17 protein-coding genes are annotated in these 15,918 nt (G+C 74.3%); 11 read left to right on the top strand and 6 right to left on the bottom strand.

Annotated features, from left to right (window positions below; translation table 11 throughout):
- The first annotated feature begins 80 nt into the window (after window positions 1-80).
- Window positions 81-1,685 (top strand): 2-trimethylaminoethylphosphonate dioxygenase, encoded by a 1,605-nt coding sequence (tmpA, locus tag ABT263_RS06540; RefSeq protein WP_352288218.1) that lies wholly within the window; start codon window positions 81-83, stop codon window positions 1,683-1,685.
- A gap of 48 nt (window positions 1,686-1,733) precedes the next feature.
- On the opposite strand, the gene ABT263_RS06535 is transcribed toward tmpA, so the two are convergent.
- Complete coding sequence (locus tag ABT263_RS06535) at window positions 1,734-2,561, bottom strand: GntR family transcriptional regulator (protein WP_352288379.1); 828 nt, start codon at window positions 2,559-2,561, stop codon at window positions 1,734-1,736.
- A gap of 342 nt (window positions 2,562-2,903) precedes the next feature.
- Here ABT263_RS06535 and ABT263_RS06530 point away from each other — a divergent pair, with 342 nt between their 5' ends.
- The 8 genes from ABT263_RS06530 to ABT263_RS06495 all read left to right on the top strand — a co-directional run bounded on the left by ABT263_RS06530 (window position 2,904) and on the right by ABT263_RS06495 (window position 9,263).
- Complete coding sequence (locus ABT263_RS06530) at window positions 2,904-4,076, top strand: ABC transporter substrate-binding protein (RefSeq protein WP_329490059.1); 1,173 nt, start codon at window positions 2,904-2,906, stop codon at window positions 4,074-4,076.
- Window positions 4,077-4,115: 39 nt separating this feature from the next.
- The gene (locus tag ABT263_RS06525) at window positions 4,116-5,075 is read left to right on the top strand and encodes an ABC transporter permease (RefSeq protein ID WP_352288215.1); all 960 of its coding nucleotides are present in this window, start codon (window positions 4,116-4,118) and stop codon (window positions 5,073-5,075) included.
- Window positions 5,063-5,911 (top strand): ABC transporter permease, encoded by an 849-nt coding sequence (locus ABT263_RS06520; RefSeq protein WP_329490056.1) that lies wholly within the window; start codon window positions 5,063-5,065, stop codon window positions 5,909-5,911. The genes ABT263_RS06525 and ABT263_RS06520 overlap by 13 nt, the downstream gene beginning before the upstream one ends.
- A gap of 23 nt (window positions 5,912-5,934) precedes the next feature.
- On the top strand, window positions 5,935-7,020 hold the full coding sequence (locus tag ABT263_RS06515) for an ABC transporter ATP-binding protein (RefSeq protein ID WP_352288212.1): 1,086 nt from the start codon (window positions 5,935-5,937) through the stop codon (window positions 7,018-7,020).
- Window positions 7,021-7,058: 38 nt separating this feature from the next.
- Window positions 7,059-7,823: an HAD family hydrolase gene (locus ABT263_RS06510; RefSeq protein ID WP_352288209.1), complete on the top strand. Its 765-nt coding sequence runs from the start codon at window positions 7,059-7,061 to the stop codon at window positions 7,821-7,823.
- A gap of 6 nt (window positions 7,824-7,829) precedes the next feature.
- Window positions 7,830-8,150 (top strand): DMT family transporter, encoded by a 321-nt coding sequence (locus tag ABT263_RS06505; RefSeq protein WP_329490053.1) that lies wholly within the window; start codon window positions 7,830-7,832, stop codon window positions 8,148-8,150.
- Window positions 8,151-8,279: 129 nt separating this feature from the next.
- Window positions 8,280-8,513 (top strand): phospholipase domain-containing protein, encoded by a 234-nt coding sequence (locus ABT263_RS06500; protein WP_352288207.1) that lies wholly within the window; start codon window positions 8,280-8,282, stop codon window positions 8,511-8,513.
- Window positions 8,514-8,612: 99 nt separating this feature from the next.
- Window positions 8,613-9,263, top strand: a complete 651-nt coding sequence (locus tag ABT263_RS06495; protein WP_352288205.1) for an HAD family hydrolase — start codon at window positions 8,613-8,615, stop codon at window positions 9,261-9,263.
- A gap of 77 nt (window positions 9,264-9,340) precedes the next feature.
- Here ABT263_RS06495 and ABT263_RS06490 read toward each other — a convergent pair whose 3' ends face one another.
- The 4 genes from ABT263_RS06490 to ABT263_RS06475 all read right to left on the bottom strand — a co-directional run bounded on the left by ABT263_RS06490 (window position 9,341) and on the right by ABT263_RS06475 (window position 12,743).
- Entirely contained in the window at window positions 9,341-10,018 is a 678-nt protein-coding gene (locus ABT263_RS06490) for a phosphonatase-like hydrolase (protein ID WP_352288202.1), read from the bottom strand.
- 11 nt (window positions 10,019-10,029) lie between these two features.
- Window positions 10,030-11,151, bottom strand: coding sequence for a TIGR03364 family FAD-dependent oxidoreductase (locus tag ABT263_RS06485; RefSeq protein WP_352288199.1), 1,122 nt, complete (start codon window positions 11,149-11,151; stop codon window positions 10,030-10,032).
- 240 nt (window positions 11,152-11,391) lie between these two features.
- Complete coding sequence (locus tag ABT263_RS06480; RefSeq protein WP_352288196.1) at window positions 11,392-12,072, bottom strand: phosphatase PAP2 family protein; 681 nt, start codon at window positions 12,070-12,072, stop codon at window positions 11,392-11,394.
- Window positions 12,069-12,743, bottom strand: coding sequence for a DedA family protein (locus ABT263_RS06475; protein WP_352288194.1), 675 nt, complete (start codon window positions 12,741-12,743; stop codon window positions 12,069-12,071). Before ABT263_RS06475 ends, ABT263_RS06480 begins: the two co-directional genes overlap by 4 nt.
- A gap of 106 nt (window positions 12,744-12,849) precedes the next feature.
- On the opposite strand from ABT263_RS06475, the gene ABT263_RS06470 reads away from it, so the two are divergent.
- Together ABT263_RS06470 and ABT263_RS06465 are read left to right on the top strand one after the other, a co-directional pair.
- Window positions 12,850-13,308, top strand: coding sequence for a BlaI/MecI/CopY family transcriptional regulator (locus ABT263_RS06470; protein ID WP_352288191.1), 459 nt, complete (start codon window positions 12,850-12,852; stop codon window positions 13,306-13,308).
- Between the two features lie 410 nt (window positions 13,309-13,718).
- Complete coding sequence (locus ABT263_RS06465; protein ID WP_352288188.1) at window positions 13,719-15,209, top strand: GAF domain-containing protein; 1,491 nt, start codon at window positions 13,719-13,721, stop codon at window positions 15,207-15,209.
- Here the strand turns inward: ABT263_RS06465 and ABT263_RS06460 are convergent.
- Window positions 15,161-15,661, bottom strand: coding sequence for an SsgA family sporulation/cell division regulator (locus tag ABT263_RS06460; protein ID WP_329490044.1), 501 nt, complete (start codon window positions 15,659-15,661; stop codon window positions 15,161-15,163). The two genes, ABT263_RS06465 and ABT263_RS06460, sit on opposite strands and share 49 nt — an antisense overlap.
- Between the last annotated feature and the right edge of the window lie 257 nt (window positions 15,662-15,918).

Here is a 15,918-nt window from a genome sequence, read left to right as displayed (position 1 = left end):
ACCGTCACCCGGCAGGCTCCCGCACGAGGAGAAGTTGGCTATACAACTTCACCAAGCCATCTGCCGACCAGGAGAGACCCATGGCGCTCCCGACCCACCTGCCGCCGTACTGGCTGCGCGACAACTGCCCCTGCGCCGAGTGCCGGGACGGGCGCAGCGGGCAGAAGCTGTTCCAGATCACCGACCTGCCGGCCGACCTCGCCCTCGCCGCCCACACCGAGGTCGGCGGGAACCTGGAGGTGCTCTGGTCGGACGGCCACCGGTCGCGCTACCCGCTGGAGTGGCTGGCGCGGGACGCCGACGGCGACGGGCGCACCGAGGCGGAGAAGCGGCTCTGGGTCGCGGCCGACTTCCGCCGCGGCATCCCGGAGGCGGCGTGGGAGGCCTACCTGGCCGACCCGGCCGAGCAGGCGGCGGTGCTCGGGGCCGTCCGGCGCTCCGGGTTCGCGGTGCTGCGCGGGGTACCGGCGGTCGAACGGCAGGTGCTCGCGGTGGCCCGCTCCTTCGGCCACGTCCGGGTCACCAACTACGGCGAGCTGTTCGACGTCCGGGTCGAGCCGGACCCGAACAACCTGGCCTTCACCAGCGCCGCGATCGCCCCGCACAGCGACAACCCGTACCGGGACCCGGTGCCCACCCTGCAGCTGCTGCACTGCCTGGAGAACTCCGCGACCGGCGGCGACTCCGGGCTGGTGGACGGCTTCAAGGCGGCGGCGCTGCTGCGCGAGGAGTCCCCGGCGGACTTCGTGGTGCTGACCCGTACCCCGGTCCCCTTCGTGTTCCGCGACCGCGGCACCGAACTGCGCGCCGACCGCCCGCTGATCGAGGTGGACGCGCGCGGCCGGATCCGCGAGGTGCGGTTCAACAACCGGTCGATCAGCACGCTGCGCGGGTCCGCCGAGGAGCTGGACGCCTTCTACGCGGCCTACCGCCGGTTCGCCGCGATCACCCTGCGGCCCGAGCTCCGGCTGGACTTCCGGCTCGACCGGGGCGACTGCCTGATCTTCGACAACGTCCGTCTGCTGCACGCCCGGACGGCCTTCGAGCAGGACGGCTCGCGCCACCTCCAGGGCTGCTACGCGGACCTCGACTCGCTGCACAGCACCCTCGCGGTACTGCACCGGCGCACCGCCGCGCTGGACACGATCGCCGAGCTGTTCGCGGGCGAGGGCGCCGGCGAGTACCTGGGCGAGGCGGTCACCATGGCCGAGCACATGCTGCAGGCCGGGGCGCTGGCGCAGGCCGCCGGGGCCGCGCCGGAGCTGGTCGCGGCCGCGCTGCTGCACGACATCGGGCACTTCTTCGACAAGCACGGCCACGGCGCCTCGCACGGGCGCGACCTGATGGACGGCCAGGACAACCGGCACAGCGACACCGGCGCCGCCTGGCTGGCCCAGTGGTTCGGCCCGCAGGTCACCGAGCCGGTCCGGCTGCACGTGGCCGCCAAGCGCTACCTGTGCACGGCCGAGCCCGGCTACCGCGAGCGGCTCTCCGAGGCCTCGGAGCACACGCTCCGGGTGCAGGGCGGCCCGATGGGCGCGGAGCAGGCCGCCGCCTTCGCGGCCCTGCCCGGCGCGGCCGACGCCGTCGCCGTGCGCCGCTGGGACGAACAGGCCAAGGACCCGGGCGCCGAGACCCCGGGGTTCGAGCACTTCCGCCCGCTGCTGGCCGCCCTCATGCGCTAGGGGGAGTGGAGCGTCGGCCGGTCCGACTCCCCACTCCGGCCCCGGAGTTCAGTCACCCTCCCGGGCGTGCCGCGAAAGGGCCGAGGTGGCCAGCGAGTTGTGGATGCTGAAGGCCACCGTGCCGGGCAGGTAGCGGTCCTGGGACCACTCCACCGGCATCCCGGTCGGGTCGGTGGTCCGGCGCCGCTCGCGCAGCAGCGGGCTGCCCCGGCGGCAGCCGAGCAGCCGGGCGTCCTCCGCGTTGGCGGCGACTATGTCGATGGTGTGGTCGGCGTCCGTGAACAGGATGCCGTGCTCGCGCAGGACTTCGGTGTGCGAGACCACGTCGGTCGGCAGCTGGGCGACGATCTCGCCGACCCGGGGCGGGTAGACCGTCCGCTCCACCATCACCGCCGCGCCGGAGAGCGTGCGCAGCCGGACGGTGGCGTACACCTCGGAGCCGGCCTCCAGGCGCAGCTGCTCGCGCTCGGCAGCGTCGGCCGGCCGGCGCACCAGCGAGTCCAGGATGCCGCCGGGCTCCTCGCCCATCGAGTAGGCCCAGTGCGTGAAGCTCAGCAGTTCGGAGAAGCTCTGCACCCGGGCGGTGCCCAGCACCACCCGCCGGGTGCCGCGCCGGGAGGTGACCAGGCCGTCCGAGCGCAGCACGGCGAGCGCCTGGCGGACGGTGCCGCGGGAGACCCCGTACTGCTCGGCCAGCGTGCCCTCGGCGGGCAGCCGGCCGGCCTCGCCGAACGCGCCGGTGGTGATCGCCTCGCGCAGATCGGCGGCGACCTTGCGGTAGAGCGCACCGGCGGCGCGCTCCTGGCCCGGCGCGGCAGGGGCCACGGGGGCGGCGGGTGCCGCAGGGACCGCGGGGCGGTCGGGCTCCAGTGCCACGTCAGTCAATGTCCCTCCTGGGGCGGTGTCCTGCGCAGCCGTACCGGCCCGGACAGCCCGACTTTATCCCGCTGCGCCTTCGAAGCATCGCATTCGGTCGATCACTCACCGAGGCCCTGATTCGACCGTTCCCGTAGCCGCCCCCGGTTCTGGGCCATCCGTTCACCTTCCCGTCACCGGACTCCGGCGTACTTACCTCCGTCAGGCGAAGTTGGCTAGTCAACTCGGACGGTTCCGAACGACTGATCGCCCGGCCCGCCCTTGTGAAGAAGCACCTCTCAGCGAGACGCACCCCCGCGAAACGCACCCCTCGCAGTACGCCCCTGATCAGGAGACTGACCCGTGACCGTGCACCGTGCCCGCGCCGCCGCCTTCGCGGCCGTACTGACCGCCGCCGCGCTCTCCCTCACCGCCTGCGGCTCCGCCGGTTCGACCGCCCCGAAGTCCGGTGACGCCGCCAAGGCCGGCGCGAAGGACGCCAAGGACGCCACCTCGCTCGCCGACTTCGGCGGTCTGGACGGCCTCGTCGCCGCCGCCAAGAAGGAGGGCAAGCTGCACGTCATCACGCTGCCCAGGGACTGGGCCAACTACGGCAAGATCATGGACTCGTTCAAGGCCAAGTACGGCATCGAGATCGAGGACGAGAACCCGGACGGCTCCAGCCAGGACGAGATCAACGCGATCACCTCCCGCAAGGGCCAGGACCGCGCCCCCGACGTCGTCGACCTCGGCAGCGCGTTCGCGCTCCAGGCGGTCAAGGACGGCCTGCTCGCCCCCTACAAGGTGGCCACCTTCGACAAGGTGCCGGACACCATGAAGGACGCGAACGGCGCCGCCGTCAACGACTACGGCGGCTACGTCTCCATCGGCTGCGACGCCAAGAAGATCCCGAACTGCCCGAAGACCTTCGCGGACCTGCTCAAGCCCGAGTACAAGGGCCAGGTCGCCTTGAACGGCAACCCGACCAAGTCCGGCTCCGCGTTCGGCGGCGTCTACGCGGCCGCGCTCGCCAACGGCGGTTCGCTGGACAACATCCAGCCCGGCATCGACTTCTTCGGGAAGCTGAAGGCCACGGGCAACTTCAACCCCGTCGAGTCCACCCCGGCCACCATCGAGAAGGGCGAGACCCCGATCTCGATCGACTGGTCGTACCTGAACGCCGGCTACACCGACGAGTTCAAGGAGAAGGGCGTCGACTGGAAGGTCTCCGTCCCCTCCGACGGCAGCTACGCCCAGTTCTACAACCAGGCCGTCAACAAGTGGGCCCCGCACCCGGCGGCCGCCCGCCTGTGGCAGGAGTACCTGTTCAGCGCCGAGGGCCAGAACCTCTTCCTCGGCGGCTACGCCACCCCCTCCACCTTCGAGGCCCTGAAGAAGGACGGCACCCTCGACACCGCGGCCGCCGCCAAGCTGCCCGCCGTCGAGAAGCCGTTCACCACCTTCCCGACCCAGGACCAGATCACGGCCGCCAAGAAGGTCGTCACCGAGAACTGGACGAAGGCCATAGCAGGCTGACCCCCGGCCGCAGCAACCCGAAACGGGCTGATCCCACTCATGACCACGGCTCCCGCCCCGGTGCCGACCACCCCCGCCGCCACCGTTCACGGTGGCGGCGCGGGGGCGTCCGCCACCGCTCCCACCCCCACCCCCGCCCGGCCCACCCGCCGGCGCCCGCGCGGCGGCTCCTGGCTCGCCACGGTGCCGCTCTTCCTCTTCTTCCTGATCGGCTTCGGCCTCCCCGCCGTCGCCATCGTGATCGGCGCGTTCACCACCTCCAGCGACGCGGAGGGCGGGGGCGGCCAGTTCACCCTCGACAACATCAGGGACTCCGTCCAGGGCGCGTACTGGACGGCGATGCTCAGCAGCCTCAAGCTGTCCGCGCTGACCGCGCTGCTCGCCACCCTGATCGGCCTGCCGATCGCGCAGGCCGTGGTGACCTCCCGGCAGACCTGGCTGCGCCAGGCGGTGCTGACCGCCTCCGGCGTGCTCGCCAACTTCGGCGGCCTGCCGCTCGCCTTCGCCTTCGTCGCCACCCTCGGCAACGCGGGCGAGGTCACCAAGCTGCTCCACCTGACGGACCACGGCTGGTCGCTCTACTCCTTCACCGGCCTGACCATCGTCTACCTGTACTTCCTCATCCCGCTGATGGTGCTCACCATCACCCCGGCCCTGGACGGCCTGCGGGTGCAGTGGCGCGAGGCGGCCCACAACAACCGGGCCACCACCGTCCAGTACTGGCTGCACGTCGCGCTGCCGATCCTGCTGCCCTCCCTGCTCGGCGGCTTCGTGCTGCTGTTCGGCAGCGCCTTCGCCGCGTACGCCACCGCCGCGGCCATGGTCGGCGCGACCGTGCCGCTGGTCAGCCGCTCGATCGCGGACGCGCTCTCCGGCAACGTGCTGGTCGGCCAGGGCAACCTCGCGCTCGCCCTCAGCCTCAACATGATCGTGGTGGCCGTCCTGGTGATGGCCGTGTACCTCCCCCTCCAGCGCCGGAGTGCCCGATGGCTCAGCTGACCTCCGCCCGCCCCTCCTCGCCGCGCCGCAAGGTGCGCTGGTGGCGCGGCGCCGTCCTGCTGCTCGCGGGCGTCTACTTCGTCGTCCCGCTGGCCGCCGCCGGCTACTTCTCGATCGACGACCCGAAGGGCTACTCCTTCGAGGCGTACACCGGACTGCTCAGCGCCCCCGGCTTCCTGGACAGCCTCTGGCTCACCCTGGGCCTGGCCGTGGTCACCGTCCTGGTGCTGCTGCTCCTGCTGGTACCGGCGCTGATCGCGGTGCGGCTCGGCTCGCCGAGGCTGCGCCCGGTGATCGACGTGCTCTGCACCCTGCCGCTGGTCGTCCCGCCGGTCGCGCTGACCGCCGGCCTGATCGGCGTGCTGCGCTGGGGCCCGGACTACCTGATGGACACGCCGTTCTTCCAGACCTTCGTGTTCATCCAGGACCCGGACTTCCCGCTGGTGCTGGTCATCGCCTACGTGCTGATGTCGCTCCCGCTCGCCTACCGGGCGCTGGACGCCGGTCTGCGCGCGGTGGACCTGCGCACCCTGGTCGAGGCCGCCCGCAACTGCGGCGCGAGCTGGCCGCGCGCGGTGTTCACCGTGGTGCTGCCCAACCTGCGCGGCGCGCTGCTGAACGCCTCCTTCCTCACCCTGGCCCTGGTCCTCGGCGAGTTCACCGCCGCCTCAATCCTCGGCTACCAGCCCTTCCCGGTGTGGATCTACTCGGTCGGCAACAGCCAGGCCCACATGTCGGTCGCGGTCTCCATCCTGAGCCTGCTGATCACCTGGCTGCTGCTGCTCCTGCTGGCCACCGTCGGCCGCGAGCGCCGCCACAAGACCACCACTTCCTGAAGCCCCCCGGAGCGATCCCCATCATGACCACGGTTACCGCCCCCGTCGCCGGCACCCCCCTCGCACCCGGCGGCGCGACCGTCGAATTCCTCGGCCTGCGCCGCTCGTTCGGTGCCACCACCGCGCTGGACGGCCTCGACCTGACCGTCCGGCCCGGCGAGCTCCTCGCCCTGCTCGGCCCGTCCGGCTGCGGCAAGACGACCGCACTGCGCATCCTGGCCGGCTTCGAGCAGCACGACTCCGGCCAGGTGCTGGTGGACGGCGAGGACATCACCCGCATCCCCGCGCACCGGCGCGACGCGGGCATGGTGTTCCAGTCCTACAGCCTGTTCCCGCACCTGACCGCCGCCGACAACGTGGCCTTCGGCATGCGGATGCGCGGCACCGGCAAGGCCGAACGCCGCAGGCGCGCCCAGGAGTTGCTGGAGCTGGTCGGTCTGCCGCAGCACGCCGACCGCTACCCGCACCAGATGTCCGGCGGCCAGCAGCAGCGCATCGCGCTCGCCCGCGCGCTCGCCCTGCGGCCGCGCGTGCTGCTGCTCGACGAACCGCTCTCCGCCCTGGACGCCAAGGTCCGCCTCTCGCTGCGCGAGGAGATCCGCCGCCTCCAGCAGGAGCTGGGGATCACCACCCTGTTCGTCACCCACGACCAGGAGGAGGCGCTCTCGATGGCCGACCGGGTCGCGGTGCTGCGCGCGGGCCGGCTGGAGCAGTGCGCCACACCGTCCGAGCTGTACGCCCGCCCGGCCACCGCCTTCGTCGCCGAGTTCGTCGGCACCATGAGCCGCATCCCCTGCACCCGCACCGCCGACGGCGTCGAGGTGCTCGGCCACCGCCACCCGGTGGACGGGGCCGCGCCGGCGGACGGCTCGCTCGACGTACTGGTCCGGCCGGAGAACGTGTCGCTGGTCCCGGCCCTGAACGGCCAGGCGCTGGTGGTCTCCGCGTCCTTCCTGGGCGCCGTCACCCGCCTCACCGTCCGGCTCGACGACGGCACCGAGGTCAAGGCCGACCTGCCGACCGACGCCGCCGCCCTCCTGCCGGTCGGTTCGCGCGCCGCGCTGTCGCTGCCGGAGCGCCCGGTCCTGGTCGACCGTCGTACGGTCTGACCTGTCCGCTCGTCCGACGAACCACCGAAGGTACCGCCATGCCTGATACCGCACAGCCGGGTTCCGCACAGCCCGATTCCGCACAGCCGGCCCCGGCCCAGCCCGACCCCACGAAGGCCGACCCGGCGAAGCCCGGATCCGCCGCGCCCGCCGCCGTCCTGTTCGACATGGACGGCACCCTCGTCGACACCGAGCACCTCTGGTGGCAGGCCGCCGCCGAACTCGCCGACGAGCTGCGCCACCCGCTCACCGACCAGGACGCGCCCGAGGTGCTCGGCCAGGCCATCGAGCACACCGCCGCCCACCTGCACCGGGTCAGCGGCACCAGCCTCAGCGAGGCCGAACTCGCCGACCGCCTCGGCGAGTCCTTCGCCGGCAAGGTCGCCGCGCAGACCGTCCCGCGGCCGGGGGCGCTCGCCCTGCTCGCCGAGCTCCGGGACGCCCGGGTGCCCACCGCGCTGGTGTCGGCCTCCCCGCGCCGGGTGGTCGACCTCGTGCTGTCCACCATCGGCCGCGACTGGTTCGCCGTGACGCTGGCCGCCGAGGACACCCCGCGCACCAAGCCCGCGCCCGACCCCTACCTCGCCGCCGCCGAGCGGCTGGGCCTCGACCCGGCCGACTGCGTGGCCGTCGAGGACACCCCGACCGGCGTCGCCTCGGCCGCCGCCGCGGGCTGCGCGGTGCTCGCCGTCCCCTCGACCGCCACGCCCATCCCCCGGGGATCGCGCGTCACCCTGCTGGACAGCCTGGTGAACGCCAACCTCGCGCTGCTGGGGAAGCTCGGCGCCGCACCCGCGGTGTGACCGGCCATGCCCTATCTCCTGCTCGCCCTCGCCATCGTCAGTGAGGTCTGCGCCACCAGCGCCCTCAAGCTCACCGAGGGCTTCACCCGCCTCTGGCCGAGCCTCGGCGTCGCCGTCGGCTACGTGCTCTCCTTCGCCCTGCTCGGCAGGGCCCTGAAGCACATACCGGTCTCGGTCGCCTACGCCGTCTGGTCCGGCGCCGGTACGGCCGCCGTGGCGGGCATCGGCGTGATCGCCTTCGGCGAGTCGCTGGGCCGGCTCCAGTGGCTCGGCCTGGCCCTGATCATCGTCGGCGTGGTGGTGCTCAACCTGAAGGGCACCCACTGAGCCGCCCGCCCGCCCCGCGCGCACGGCTCCGGGGCGGGCCCCGGGGCACCTCGCCGTAGCCGCGACACGTGTGCCGGGCGCGCCGGATGCGACTCCCCCGCTCGTCAACGACCAGCAATCGACGGCGAGTTGTCCGCCCTCTCCGACACCGTCCACCCCGCCACCGTGTACGCCTTCGCCGGCCCGCCCTCCACCGTCGCCCCCGGCGTCACCCGTACCCGCACCTGGGACGCCGCCACCACCGACGGCCGGTACGACGTCACCACCCACGGCCCCGACGGCTTCGTCCGCCGCTTCGCCGGCGCCGTCACCGCACCCACCGGCACCCGCTTCACCCAGCGCTCCGCGGGCACCCTGCACTGACCCGCCCCGGCGGAGCGGAGCGCCGGCCCGTCCGGCGCCCCGCTCCCCCGGCGAAGGCGCCCCGCTCCCCCGGGCGAAGGCGCCCCCTATCCTGCGGGGATGATCAAGCCGATAGAACTGGTGATTTTCGACTGCGACGGCGTGCTGGTCGACAGCGAGCGCATCGCGGCCCGCGTCCAGGTCGCCCTGGGCGCGGAGCTGGGCTGGCCGCTCACCGAGGCGGAGGTGGTCGAGCGGTTCATCGGGCGCTCCCACGCCTCGATCGGCGAGCAGGTCGCCGCCCGGCTCGGGGAGGCCACCGCGGCCCTCTGGAGCAGTCGCTTCGAGCAGCTCCACCGCGAGCAGGTGGACGCCGGGCTGGCCCCGGTCGACGGGCTCCCCGAGGCGCTGGCCGCCCTCACCCTGCCGACCTGCGTCGCTTCCAGCGGCTCGCACGAGAAGATGCGTCACACCCTGGGCCGCACCGGCCTCTACGAGCACTTCGCGGGCCGGATCTTCAGTGCCACCGAGGTCGACCGCGGCAAGCCCGCGCCGGACCTCTTCCTGCACGCCGCCCGGCGGTCGGGCGTCGACCCGGCCGCCTGCGCGGTGGTCGAGGACAGCCGTCCCGGTGTCGAGGCCGCCCGCGCCGCCGGCATGCGCGCCTTCGGCTACGCCGGCGGCCTGACCCCCGCCGAGCGGCTCGCGGGCCCCGGCACCGTCGTCTTCCACGACATGCGCGAACTGCCCGGCCTGCTCGCCGCCCACTGAGCCCGGGCCCACCGCGGGACCACCCCGGGGAGAAGCCGGCCGGGCGGGTCGGCGCACCCCGCCCGGCCGTCGCACGCTCAGCCCGCGAGGACGCCCGGCAGGTCGGCGATCGACTTCAGGACGTGCGTCGCGCCGTCGGCCCGCAGCCGGGCCTCGTCGTGGGCGCCGGTCAGCACACCGGCCACCACCGAGGCACCGGCCCGGGTGCCGGTCAGCATGTCGTAGCCGGTGTCCCCGGCGACGGCCATCTGGCGGACGGAGTCGGTGGAGGTCCGCAGCAGGGCGGTGAGCGCCAGGTCCGGGTACGGGCGGCCGCGGCCGGCCTCGGCCGGGCAGAGGGTGAGGTCGGCGATCGACTCCCAGCCGAGTGCCCGCAGGATCCGGTCCTGGGTGGCCCGGGAGAAGCCGGTGGTGAGGACCACCTTGCGGCCCTGGCCCCGGAGTTCGGCGATGGCCTCGGCCGCGCCCGGCAGCGCGGCGCAGTGCCCCGCGTCGACGAGGTCGTGGTAGGCGGCCTCGAAGGCGGTGTTGGCGGCCTGCGCCTTCTCCTCCGCGCCGAACAGGTGGCGGAAGACGGAGATCTTGGACTCGCCCATGGTGAGCCGGACGTGCTCCAGCATGCGGGCGTGCTCGGGGCTGCCGGCCTCGACGCCGAGCGAACCGGCGGCGGCCCGGAAGGCCTGCTCGACCAGGCCGCCGTCGGCGACGGTGGTGCCGGCCATGTCGAGGACGACCAGACGGATGTCAACGGACATGTTCACATTCCTTACAGGTTGGCGAGTTCGGCGGTGGTCTCGGCGATGGCCGGCGAGCAGGTCATGCCGCGGCCACCGGGACCGGTGACCAGCCAGACGGCGTCCCGGACCCGCTCCCGGTGGACCACCCGGGTGGTGTCCACGCACTGCGCGTACACCCCGGCCCAGCGGCGGCGCACCCGGGGCAGCGGCCGGCCGAGCAGCTCCTCGGCCACCCCGACCAGGTGGTCGTACGGGTCCTCGACGACGTCGAAGCCGAACGGGTGGTCGTACTCGTGGGTGTCGCCGATGGTGAGGCCGCCGTCCTTGCGCTGGACCATCAGCAGCTGCATCTTGTGCTCGGCGGCGACCGGCGGCTGCGGCTGCGCGGCCTTCAGCCGCTCCAGCGCGTCACCGGCGAAGGCGGGGTAGTAGCGGAAGCTGTCGCCGTCGGCGACCGAGGTGGTGAGCTCCTCGCCGAGCGGGTCGGTCTGCATCATCTGCAGCCGCACCCTGCGGACGGGCAGCTCGGGCGCCAGCTCGCGCACCAGCCCGCCCAGCCAGGCGCCGGTGCAGAGGATCACCAGGTCACCGGTGTGGACGTCGCCGTGGTCGTCGCGGACGGCGTTCCCACCGATCACCTCGCAGACCTCCCGCCCGGGGAGGAAGGTGTACCGGCCGCCGGCCAGCAGTGCGGCGCGCAGCGCGGGCTGGGCGGTGCGCGGCTCGACGGCGGCGTCCCGGTCGCACCGCAGCGCGCCGAGCAGCTTGCCGCGCAGGGCGGGGTTGGCGGCTCTGGTCTCGGCCGCGTCGAGCAGCCGGTAGCCGCGCGCGGCGGCGTCCGCCCGGGTCAGCGCCTGTTCGGCGACGGCGAGTTCGGCCTCGGTGCGGATCGCGGTGAGCGAGCCGTTGGCCCGGAAGCCGAGCTCGGGCACCCTCGCGCCGATCTCCTCCCACAGTTCGCGGGCCCGCAGCGCGGTGTCCAGTTCCTCACCGCCCGACCGGCCGCTGACCCAGACCAGTCCGAAGTTGCGCACCGAAGCGCCGCGCGCCTCGGACTCGCGCTCCAGGTGGACGACCTCGTGGCCGCGCTCGACGGCCTGCCAGGCGTGCATGCTGCCGAGCACGCCTGCTCCTACGACGATGACTCTCATGCGGCCAGGCTGATGCCGCGAGGTGGCCGAGCGGAGTCCGAACGGCGGCGCGCAGGTGAACCGACCGAAAAGTTGTACAGCCAACACCGCCCGGGCGGGCCGCGCCCCGCCCGGCCGGGCCCGCCGGCGGGGGGCCGGGTCAGCGCACCACGGTCGCCCGCAGGCGGGTGCCCGTCCGAAGGGCCCGCGCCCGGCTCGCACGCTCGCCCCGCCACCCCGGCCGCACAAGGGCCGGGCAGGTCACGGAACCCGGCGCCGCTGGGTCGCCGGTGACGGCCCGCCGTCGGCCGCCGGCGCGGCGTCGCCCGCGCCCAGCAGCGGCCGCAGCGGGCCCCGGCGGGCCCGGTCGATCAGCGGTGCGGCCCGGCCGGCCGCCAGCGCGAGCGCGGCCGCCGCCAGAACGCCGACCAGCGCACCGACCAGTACGTCGTGCGGGTAGTGGACGCCGACCCAGACCCGGGAGGCACCCATCAGCGCGGCAGCGGCCACCGCGAACGCGCCCAGCCGCCGGTCCGCGAACCAGAGCGCGGTCGCGGCGGCGAAGGCGATCACGGTGTGGTTGCTCGGGAAGGACCAGTCACCGGCGCCGGGACAGGTCTCCAGCGTGCCGGGCACACCGAGCTGGGTGCACGGACGCACCTCCTCGACCACGCTCTTGAGCCCGGAGTTGAGGACGAAGGCGACGACCACGATCAGCGGCGAGGCCAGCACCCGCGCCATCACCGCCGGACCGGCGTCGCGCGCCCGCCACCACGCCCGGAGCATGACGACGGCGAACAGCCCCAGCCCCAGGGCGGACCAGATCCGGATCACCTGGTCCAGCCAGGCGGGCGCGGCGTCCGCCCACCCGATCACCCGGCCGTAGAGGCCGCCGTCGATGCCGCTGCCGTCGTAGACGGCCAGCGCGCGGGAGGGCGTCACCGGGCGTCACCGCCACGGCGCCGGGCCCTGCGGGCGCGGAACATTTCCAGAACGATCGGGATCACGGAGACAACTACTACCAGACCGATGATGGGGAGGAGGTAACGGTCGATATCAGGCACCGAGGAGCCGAGCGCGTACCCGGCCAGCACCACGCCGACGGTCCAGACCACGCCGCCCACCACCTGCCAGAGGGTGAACGTGCGCACCGGCACCTCCAGCACGCCGCAGAGCGGGTTGAGCACCGTCCGGACCACCGGGATGAAGCGGCCGAGCACGATCGCCTTGCCGTACCCGTACCTGACGAGCAGTTCCTCGGCCCGCTCGGCCCCGTGCCGCAGGCTCTTCCGCTCGGTCCGCCGCAGCAGCGCGCGGCCACCGCGCCGGCCGATCAGGAAGCCGACCTGGGCGCCGATCAGCGCACCGGCCAGGGCGGCCGGCAGCACCTGGGAGAGCTCCAGCCGCGGACCGTCCGCGCCGCCGGGGGCGCAGAGCAGACCGGCGGTGAACAGCAGCGAGTCGCCGGGCAGGAAGAACCCGACGAGCAGCCCGGTCTCGGCGAAGAGCACGACGGCGATCCCGAGCGCCCCGAAGGCGGCGAGCAGCGACGAGGCGTCCAGCGGGTTCACCGCGAGGGCGTGAACGGCCGGAGTGGCGGACGACTGGAACAAGGCCGGCGGACCTCCCGTACGGGAGGGCGGCGCGGCCGCCCTCGATCGTCTACAGTGCCGTAGACGGTCTACACGACTGTAGACGAATCGGGGAGGAACGGCCGCCATGTCCGACGTACCGCCGGCCCGCCGGCCCGCCGGGGAGCTGGAGGCCGAGGTGCTGGCCGCCCTCTGGGCCGCCCGCGAGCCGCTGACGCCGCAGGACGTCCAGACGGCCCTCGGGCGCGCCCTCGCGCGGACCACCGTCGCCACGATCCTGGCCCGGCTGCACGACAAGGGCACCGTGGAACGCACCCGGGCGGGGCGCGCCTACGCGTACACCCCGACCGTCCAGGACCGGGCCGGGCTCGCCGCCCGCCGGATGCACACCGAGCTGGGGCGGGAGGCGGACCGGTCCACCGTGCTGGCCCGCTTCGTCTCCGACCTCTCCGGCGAGGACGAGCGGCTGCTGCGCGAGCTCCTCGGCGACGGCACCGGCGCCGGCGCCGGGGCCGACACGGGCGGGGGCGGTCCCCCCGACGGGAGCGCGGGCCCGCGGGGCGCCACCGGGCCGGTCACCCCGTGATCCTGACCGTCCGGGTGCCGCTGCCGCTGCCCCTCCTCGCCGTCCGGCCGGCCCGCCGCCCGGCCGACCAGCATGTGGACATGCGCCCCCCGCGCGCCTCCATGCGCCGAGCGCGCACCGAGGCCGCCCGGGAGACCCGCCGCCCGCACGCCCTCGCGCACCACCTCCGCGCCCTCCACCTCCGCGCCCTCCGCGGCCGGGCCCGCGCCCTGCTCCACTCCCCCGGACCACACCGCCCCGGTGGTCGATTTTCGGCCGCGCGGCACTCATAACTTGTTGGCATGTCCACTCTGATACCGGTGACCGGCCCTAGTTGGCCGACCCCGTCCCCAGGACCGGGCGGCCCCCGTACGCTTTCGTCAGCGCGTCGGCCCCGACGCGCCCTCGATCGGCGGCGAGGAGCAAACCGAGTGCGGCAGACCGGACGGCAGAACCGACGGCCAGAGCCCCGAAGTCCGTCGAGCCCGGCGGAGCTCGCCAGGCTGCACGACCGCGCCCTGGCCGAACCCGTCACCCACGGACCGGCCCGGGAGGCCGGCCCGGGAGGCACCGAGCCGCTGCCCGGGCCCCGACCGGAGATCGGCGACTCCTGGGCCCGGCTGCGCCGCCTCGGCCTGGACCCGGACGCCGGCGCCGCCACCGTCCACCTGGGCCCGGCCGAGGTCGAGCACCGCCGCCGCGCCAGCGGCCTCGACATCCTGCTGCCGGTGCTGCGCGACACCCTGCTCGCCCCGGCCGACCACGTCCCGCTGATCCTCGCCATCGCCGATGCCGAGGGCCACATCCTCTGGCAGGAGGGCGAGCGCAGCCTGCGCCGCAGCGCCGACCGGATCGGGTTCCTGACCGGCGCCCGCTGGATCGAGGAGAGCGTCGGCACCAACGGCATCGCCTCCGCCCTGCGCGCCCAGCGGCCGATGCAGGTCCACTCCGCCGAGCACTACCTGCGCAGCCACCACTCCTGGACCTGCGTCGCCGCCCCCGTGCACGACCCGGGCACCGGCCGGCTGGTCGGCGCCATCAACCTCAGCGGCCCGGCCGGCAACGTCCGCCCGTACCTGCTGCAGCTGACCGCCACCGCCGCCCGGCTCGCCGAGACCGAACTGCGCGCCCGCCGCCTGGAGTCGCTGCACCACCTGCGCACCCTGGCCGCCCCGCTCCTGGCCCGGGTGGACGGCCCGGCCCTGGTGGTCGACGCGGCCGGCTGGATCGCCTGCGCGGCCGGCCTGCCGCCACCGGTCCGGCTGCGGCTGCCCGCCGAGGGCTGGAGCCCGGCCGCGGTGCACTGGCTGCCCGGCATCGGCGAGTGCTCCGTCGAGCCGCTCGCCGACGGCTGGCTGGTCCGGCCGCTGGGAGACGAACGGACGGCGGACGGCGCCGCCGCGGTGACCGCCGAACAGGCCGAGGGGGCCCGGCTCCGGCTCGACCTGCGCCGGCCGGACCGCCCCGAGCTGTCGGTGCGCGGCGCCGCCGGCAGCTGGTCGCACGCGCTCAGCCCGCGCCACGCCGAACTGCTGCTGCTGCTCGCCACCGAGCGCTCCGGGCACAGCGCGGCGCAGCTCGCCGACGCGCTCTTCGGCGACCCGGCGCGGACGGTGACGGTCCGCGCCGAACTCTCCCGGCTGCGGCGGTACCTGGGCGGCCTGCTGGCCCACCGGCCGTACCGGTTCGCCGATTCGGTCCTGGTCACCGTGGACGGACCGGACGACCCGTACGACCTGCTGCCGGTCTCCTCCGCGCCGGCCGTGCGCCGGTTGCGGGCGGCTCTGGCCGCGGGCGCCGTCCGGCTGCCGGGCGGTCCCCCGCTGCCGGCCCCGCGCGCCCCGGGCGACGACGTCGCCCCGGCGTCCCGGCCTCAGCCGCCGGCCAGCAACGCGGACAACTGGGCGTCGGTCGGGCCGTAGGCCTGCTCGGCCTCCTCGGAGACCAGCGCGTACGTCCGGTCCAGCCACGCCTGAACCCTGGGCTTGGAGACCTCCAACAGGGCACTGCCGTGGGGGGATTCGAGGGCCAGGTGCAACGTCGAGCCGTGGCACGGACAGTAGGCCGGCCACAGCTTGACGTCGCCCTGGCCGCTCAGCGAGCGCAGGCCGTCGCGCAGCAGATCACGCGAGAACACCCAATCGGCCTCGTCCGGCCGCCCCAGATGGAACGTCAGCAGTACCTCGTACGGACGCTCGGCATCGAACCGGAATCGCGTCCGCACCTCGCCGACGACTTCCTCGCCCAGCGAGATCCGCAGTGTCAGCACCTCCTCCACCGCCGCCGGAGCGGCGGTGGAGCCTGCCTCATCGCCGCCCGTGGGGGTGGCGGCGAGAGGGGCACTGGAGGGTGCTGACAACGGGTCGGACGGCATGACGGGCTCTCCGGGACGGCGTGGGATTCCCCCACCTTGCGCCACCGGAGGCCGGACCGGCAAGGGTTGCAAGGAGGTTGCAATAATCCGCGCACCGACGGCCCGGGCCGCGCAGGGCTTGTCAGACGGACCGTCAACTTCCGCTCAGCGAAAGGCCGTCCACGGATTTCGTCGATCCCGCACGAGGGCTGGCCAGGGCCCGGGCAGCCGCTGGTACGCTCGTCCCCCTGCCGGCGCGGGCTCCTGCGCGTCCACCG

The organism is Kitasatospora sp. NPDC001603 (assembly GCF_040298365.1).
GTDB lineage: Bacteria > Actinomycetota > Actinomycetes > Streptomycetales > Streptomycetaceae > Kitasatospora.
This window is presented reverse-complemented; position numbering and strand designations above follow the sequence as displayed.

What these genes read in the sequence shown, in the direction of transcription:
- tmpA (WP_352288218.1), top strand. Translation starts at nt 81, where the DNA reads ATGGCGCTCCCGACCCACCTGCCGCCGTACTGGCTGCGCGACAACTGC.
- ABT263_RS06505 (WP_329490053.1), top strand. Translation starts at nt 7,830, where the DNA reads ATGCCCTATCTCCTGCTCGCCCTCGCCATCGTCAGTGAGGTCTGCGCC.
- ABT263_RS06460 (WP_329490044.1), bottom strand. Translation starts at nt 15,661, where the DNA reads ATGCCGTCCGACCCGTTGTCAGCACCCTCCAGTGCCCCTCTCGCCGCC.
- ABT263_RS06485 (WP_352288199.1), bottom strand. Translation starts at nt 11,151, where the DNA reads ATGAGAGTCATCGTCGTAGGAGCAGGCGTGCTCGGCAGCATGCACGCC.
- ABT263_RS06490 (WP_352288202.1), bottom strand. Translation starts at nt 10,018, where the DNA reads ATGTCCGTTGACATCCGTCTGGTCGTCCTCGACATGGCCGGCACCACC.
- ABT263_RS06470 (WP_352288191.1), top strand. Translation starts at nt 12,850, where the DNA reads ATGTCCGACGTACCGCCGGCCCGCCGGCCCGCCGGGGAGCTGGAGGCC.
- ABT263_RS06510 (WP_352288209.1), top strand. Translation starts at nt 7,059, where the DNA reads ATGCCTGATACCGCACAGCCGGGTTCCGCACAGCCCGATTCCGCACAG.
- ABT263_RS06495 (WP_352288205.1), top strand. Translation starts at nt 8,613, where the DNA reads ATGATCAAGCCGATAGAACTGGTGATTTTCGACTGCGACGGCGTGCTG.
- ABT263_RS06520 (WP_329490056.1), top strand. Translation starts at nt 5,063, where the DNA reads ATGGCTCAGCTGACCTCCGCCCGCCCCTCCTCGCCGCGCCGCAAGGTG.
- ABT263_RS06525 (WP_352288215.1), top strand. Translation starts at nt 4,116, where the DNA reads ATGACCACGGCTCCCGCCCCGGTGCCGACCACCCCCGCCGCCACCGTT.
- ABT263_RS06515 (WP_352288212.1), top strand. Translation starts at nt 5,935, where the DNA reads ATGACCACGGTTACCGCCCCCGTCGCCGGCACCCCCCTCGCACCCGGC.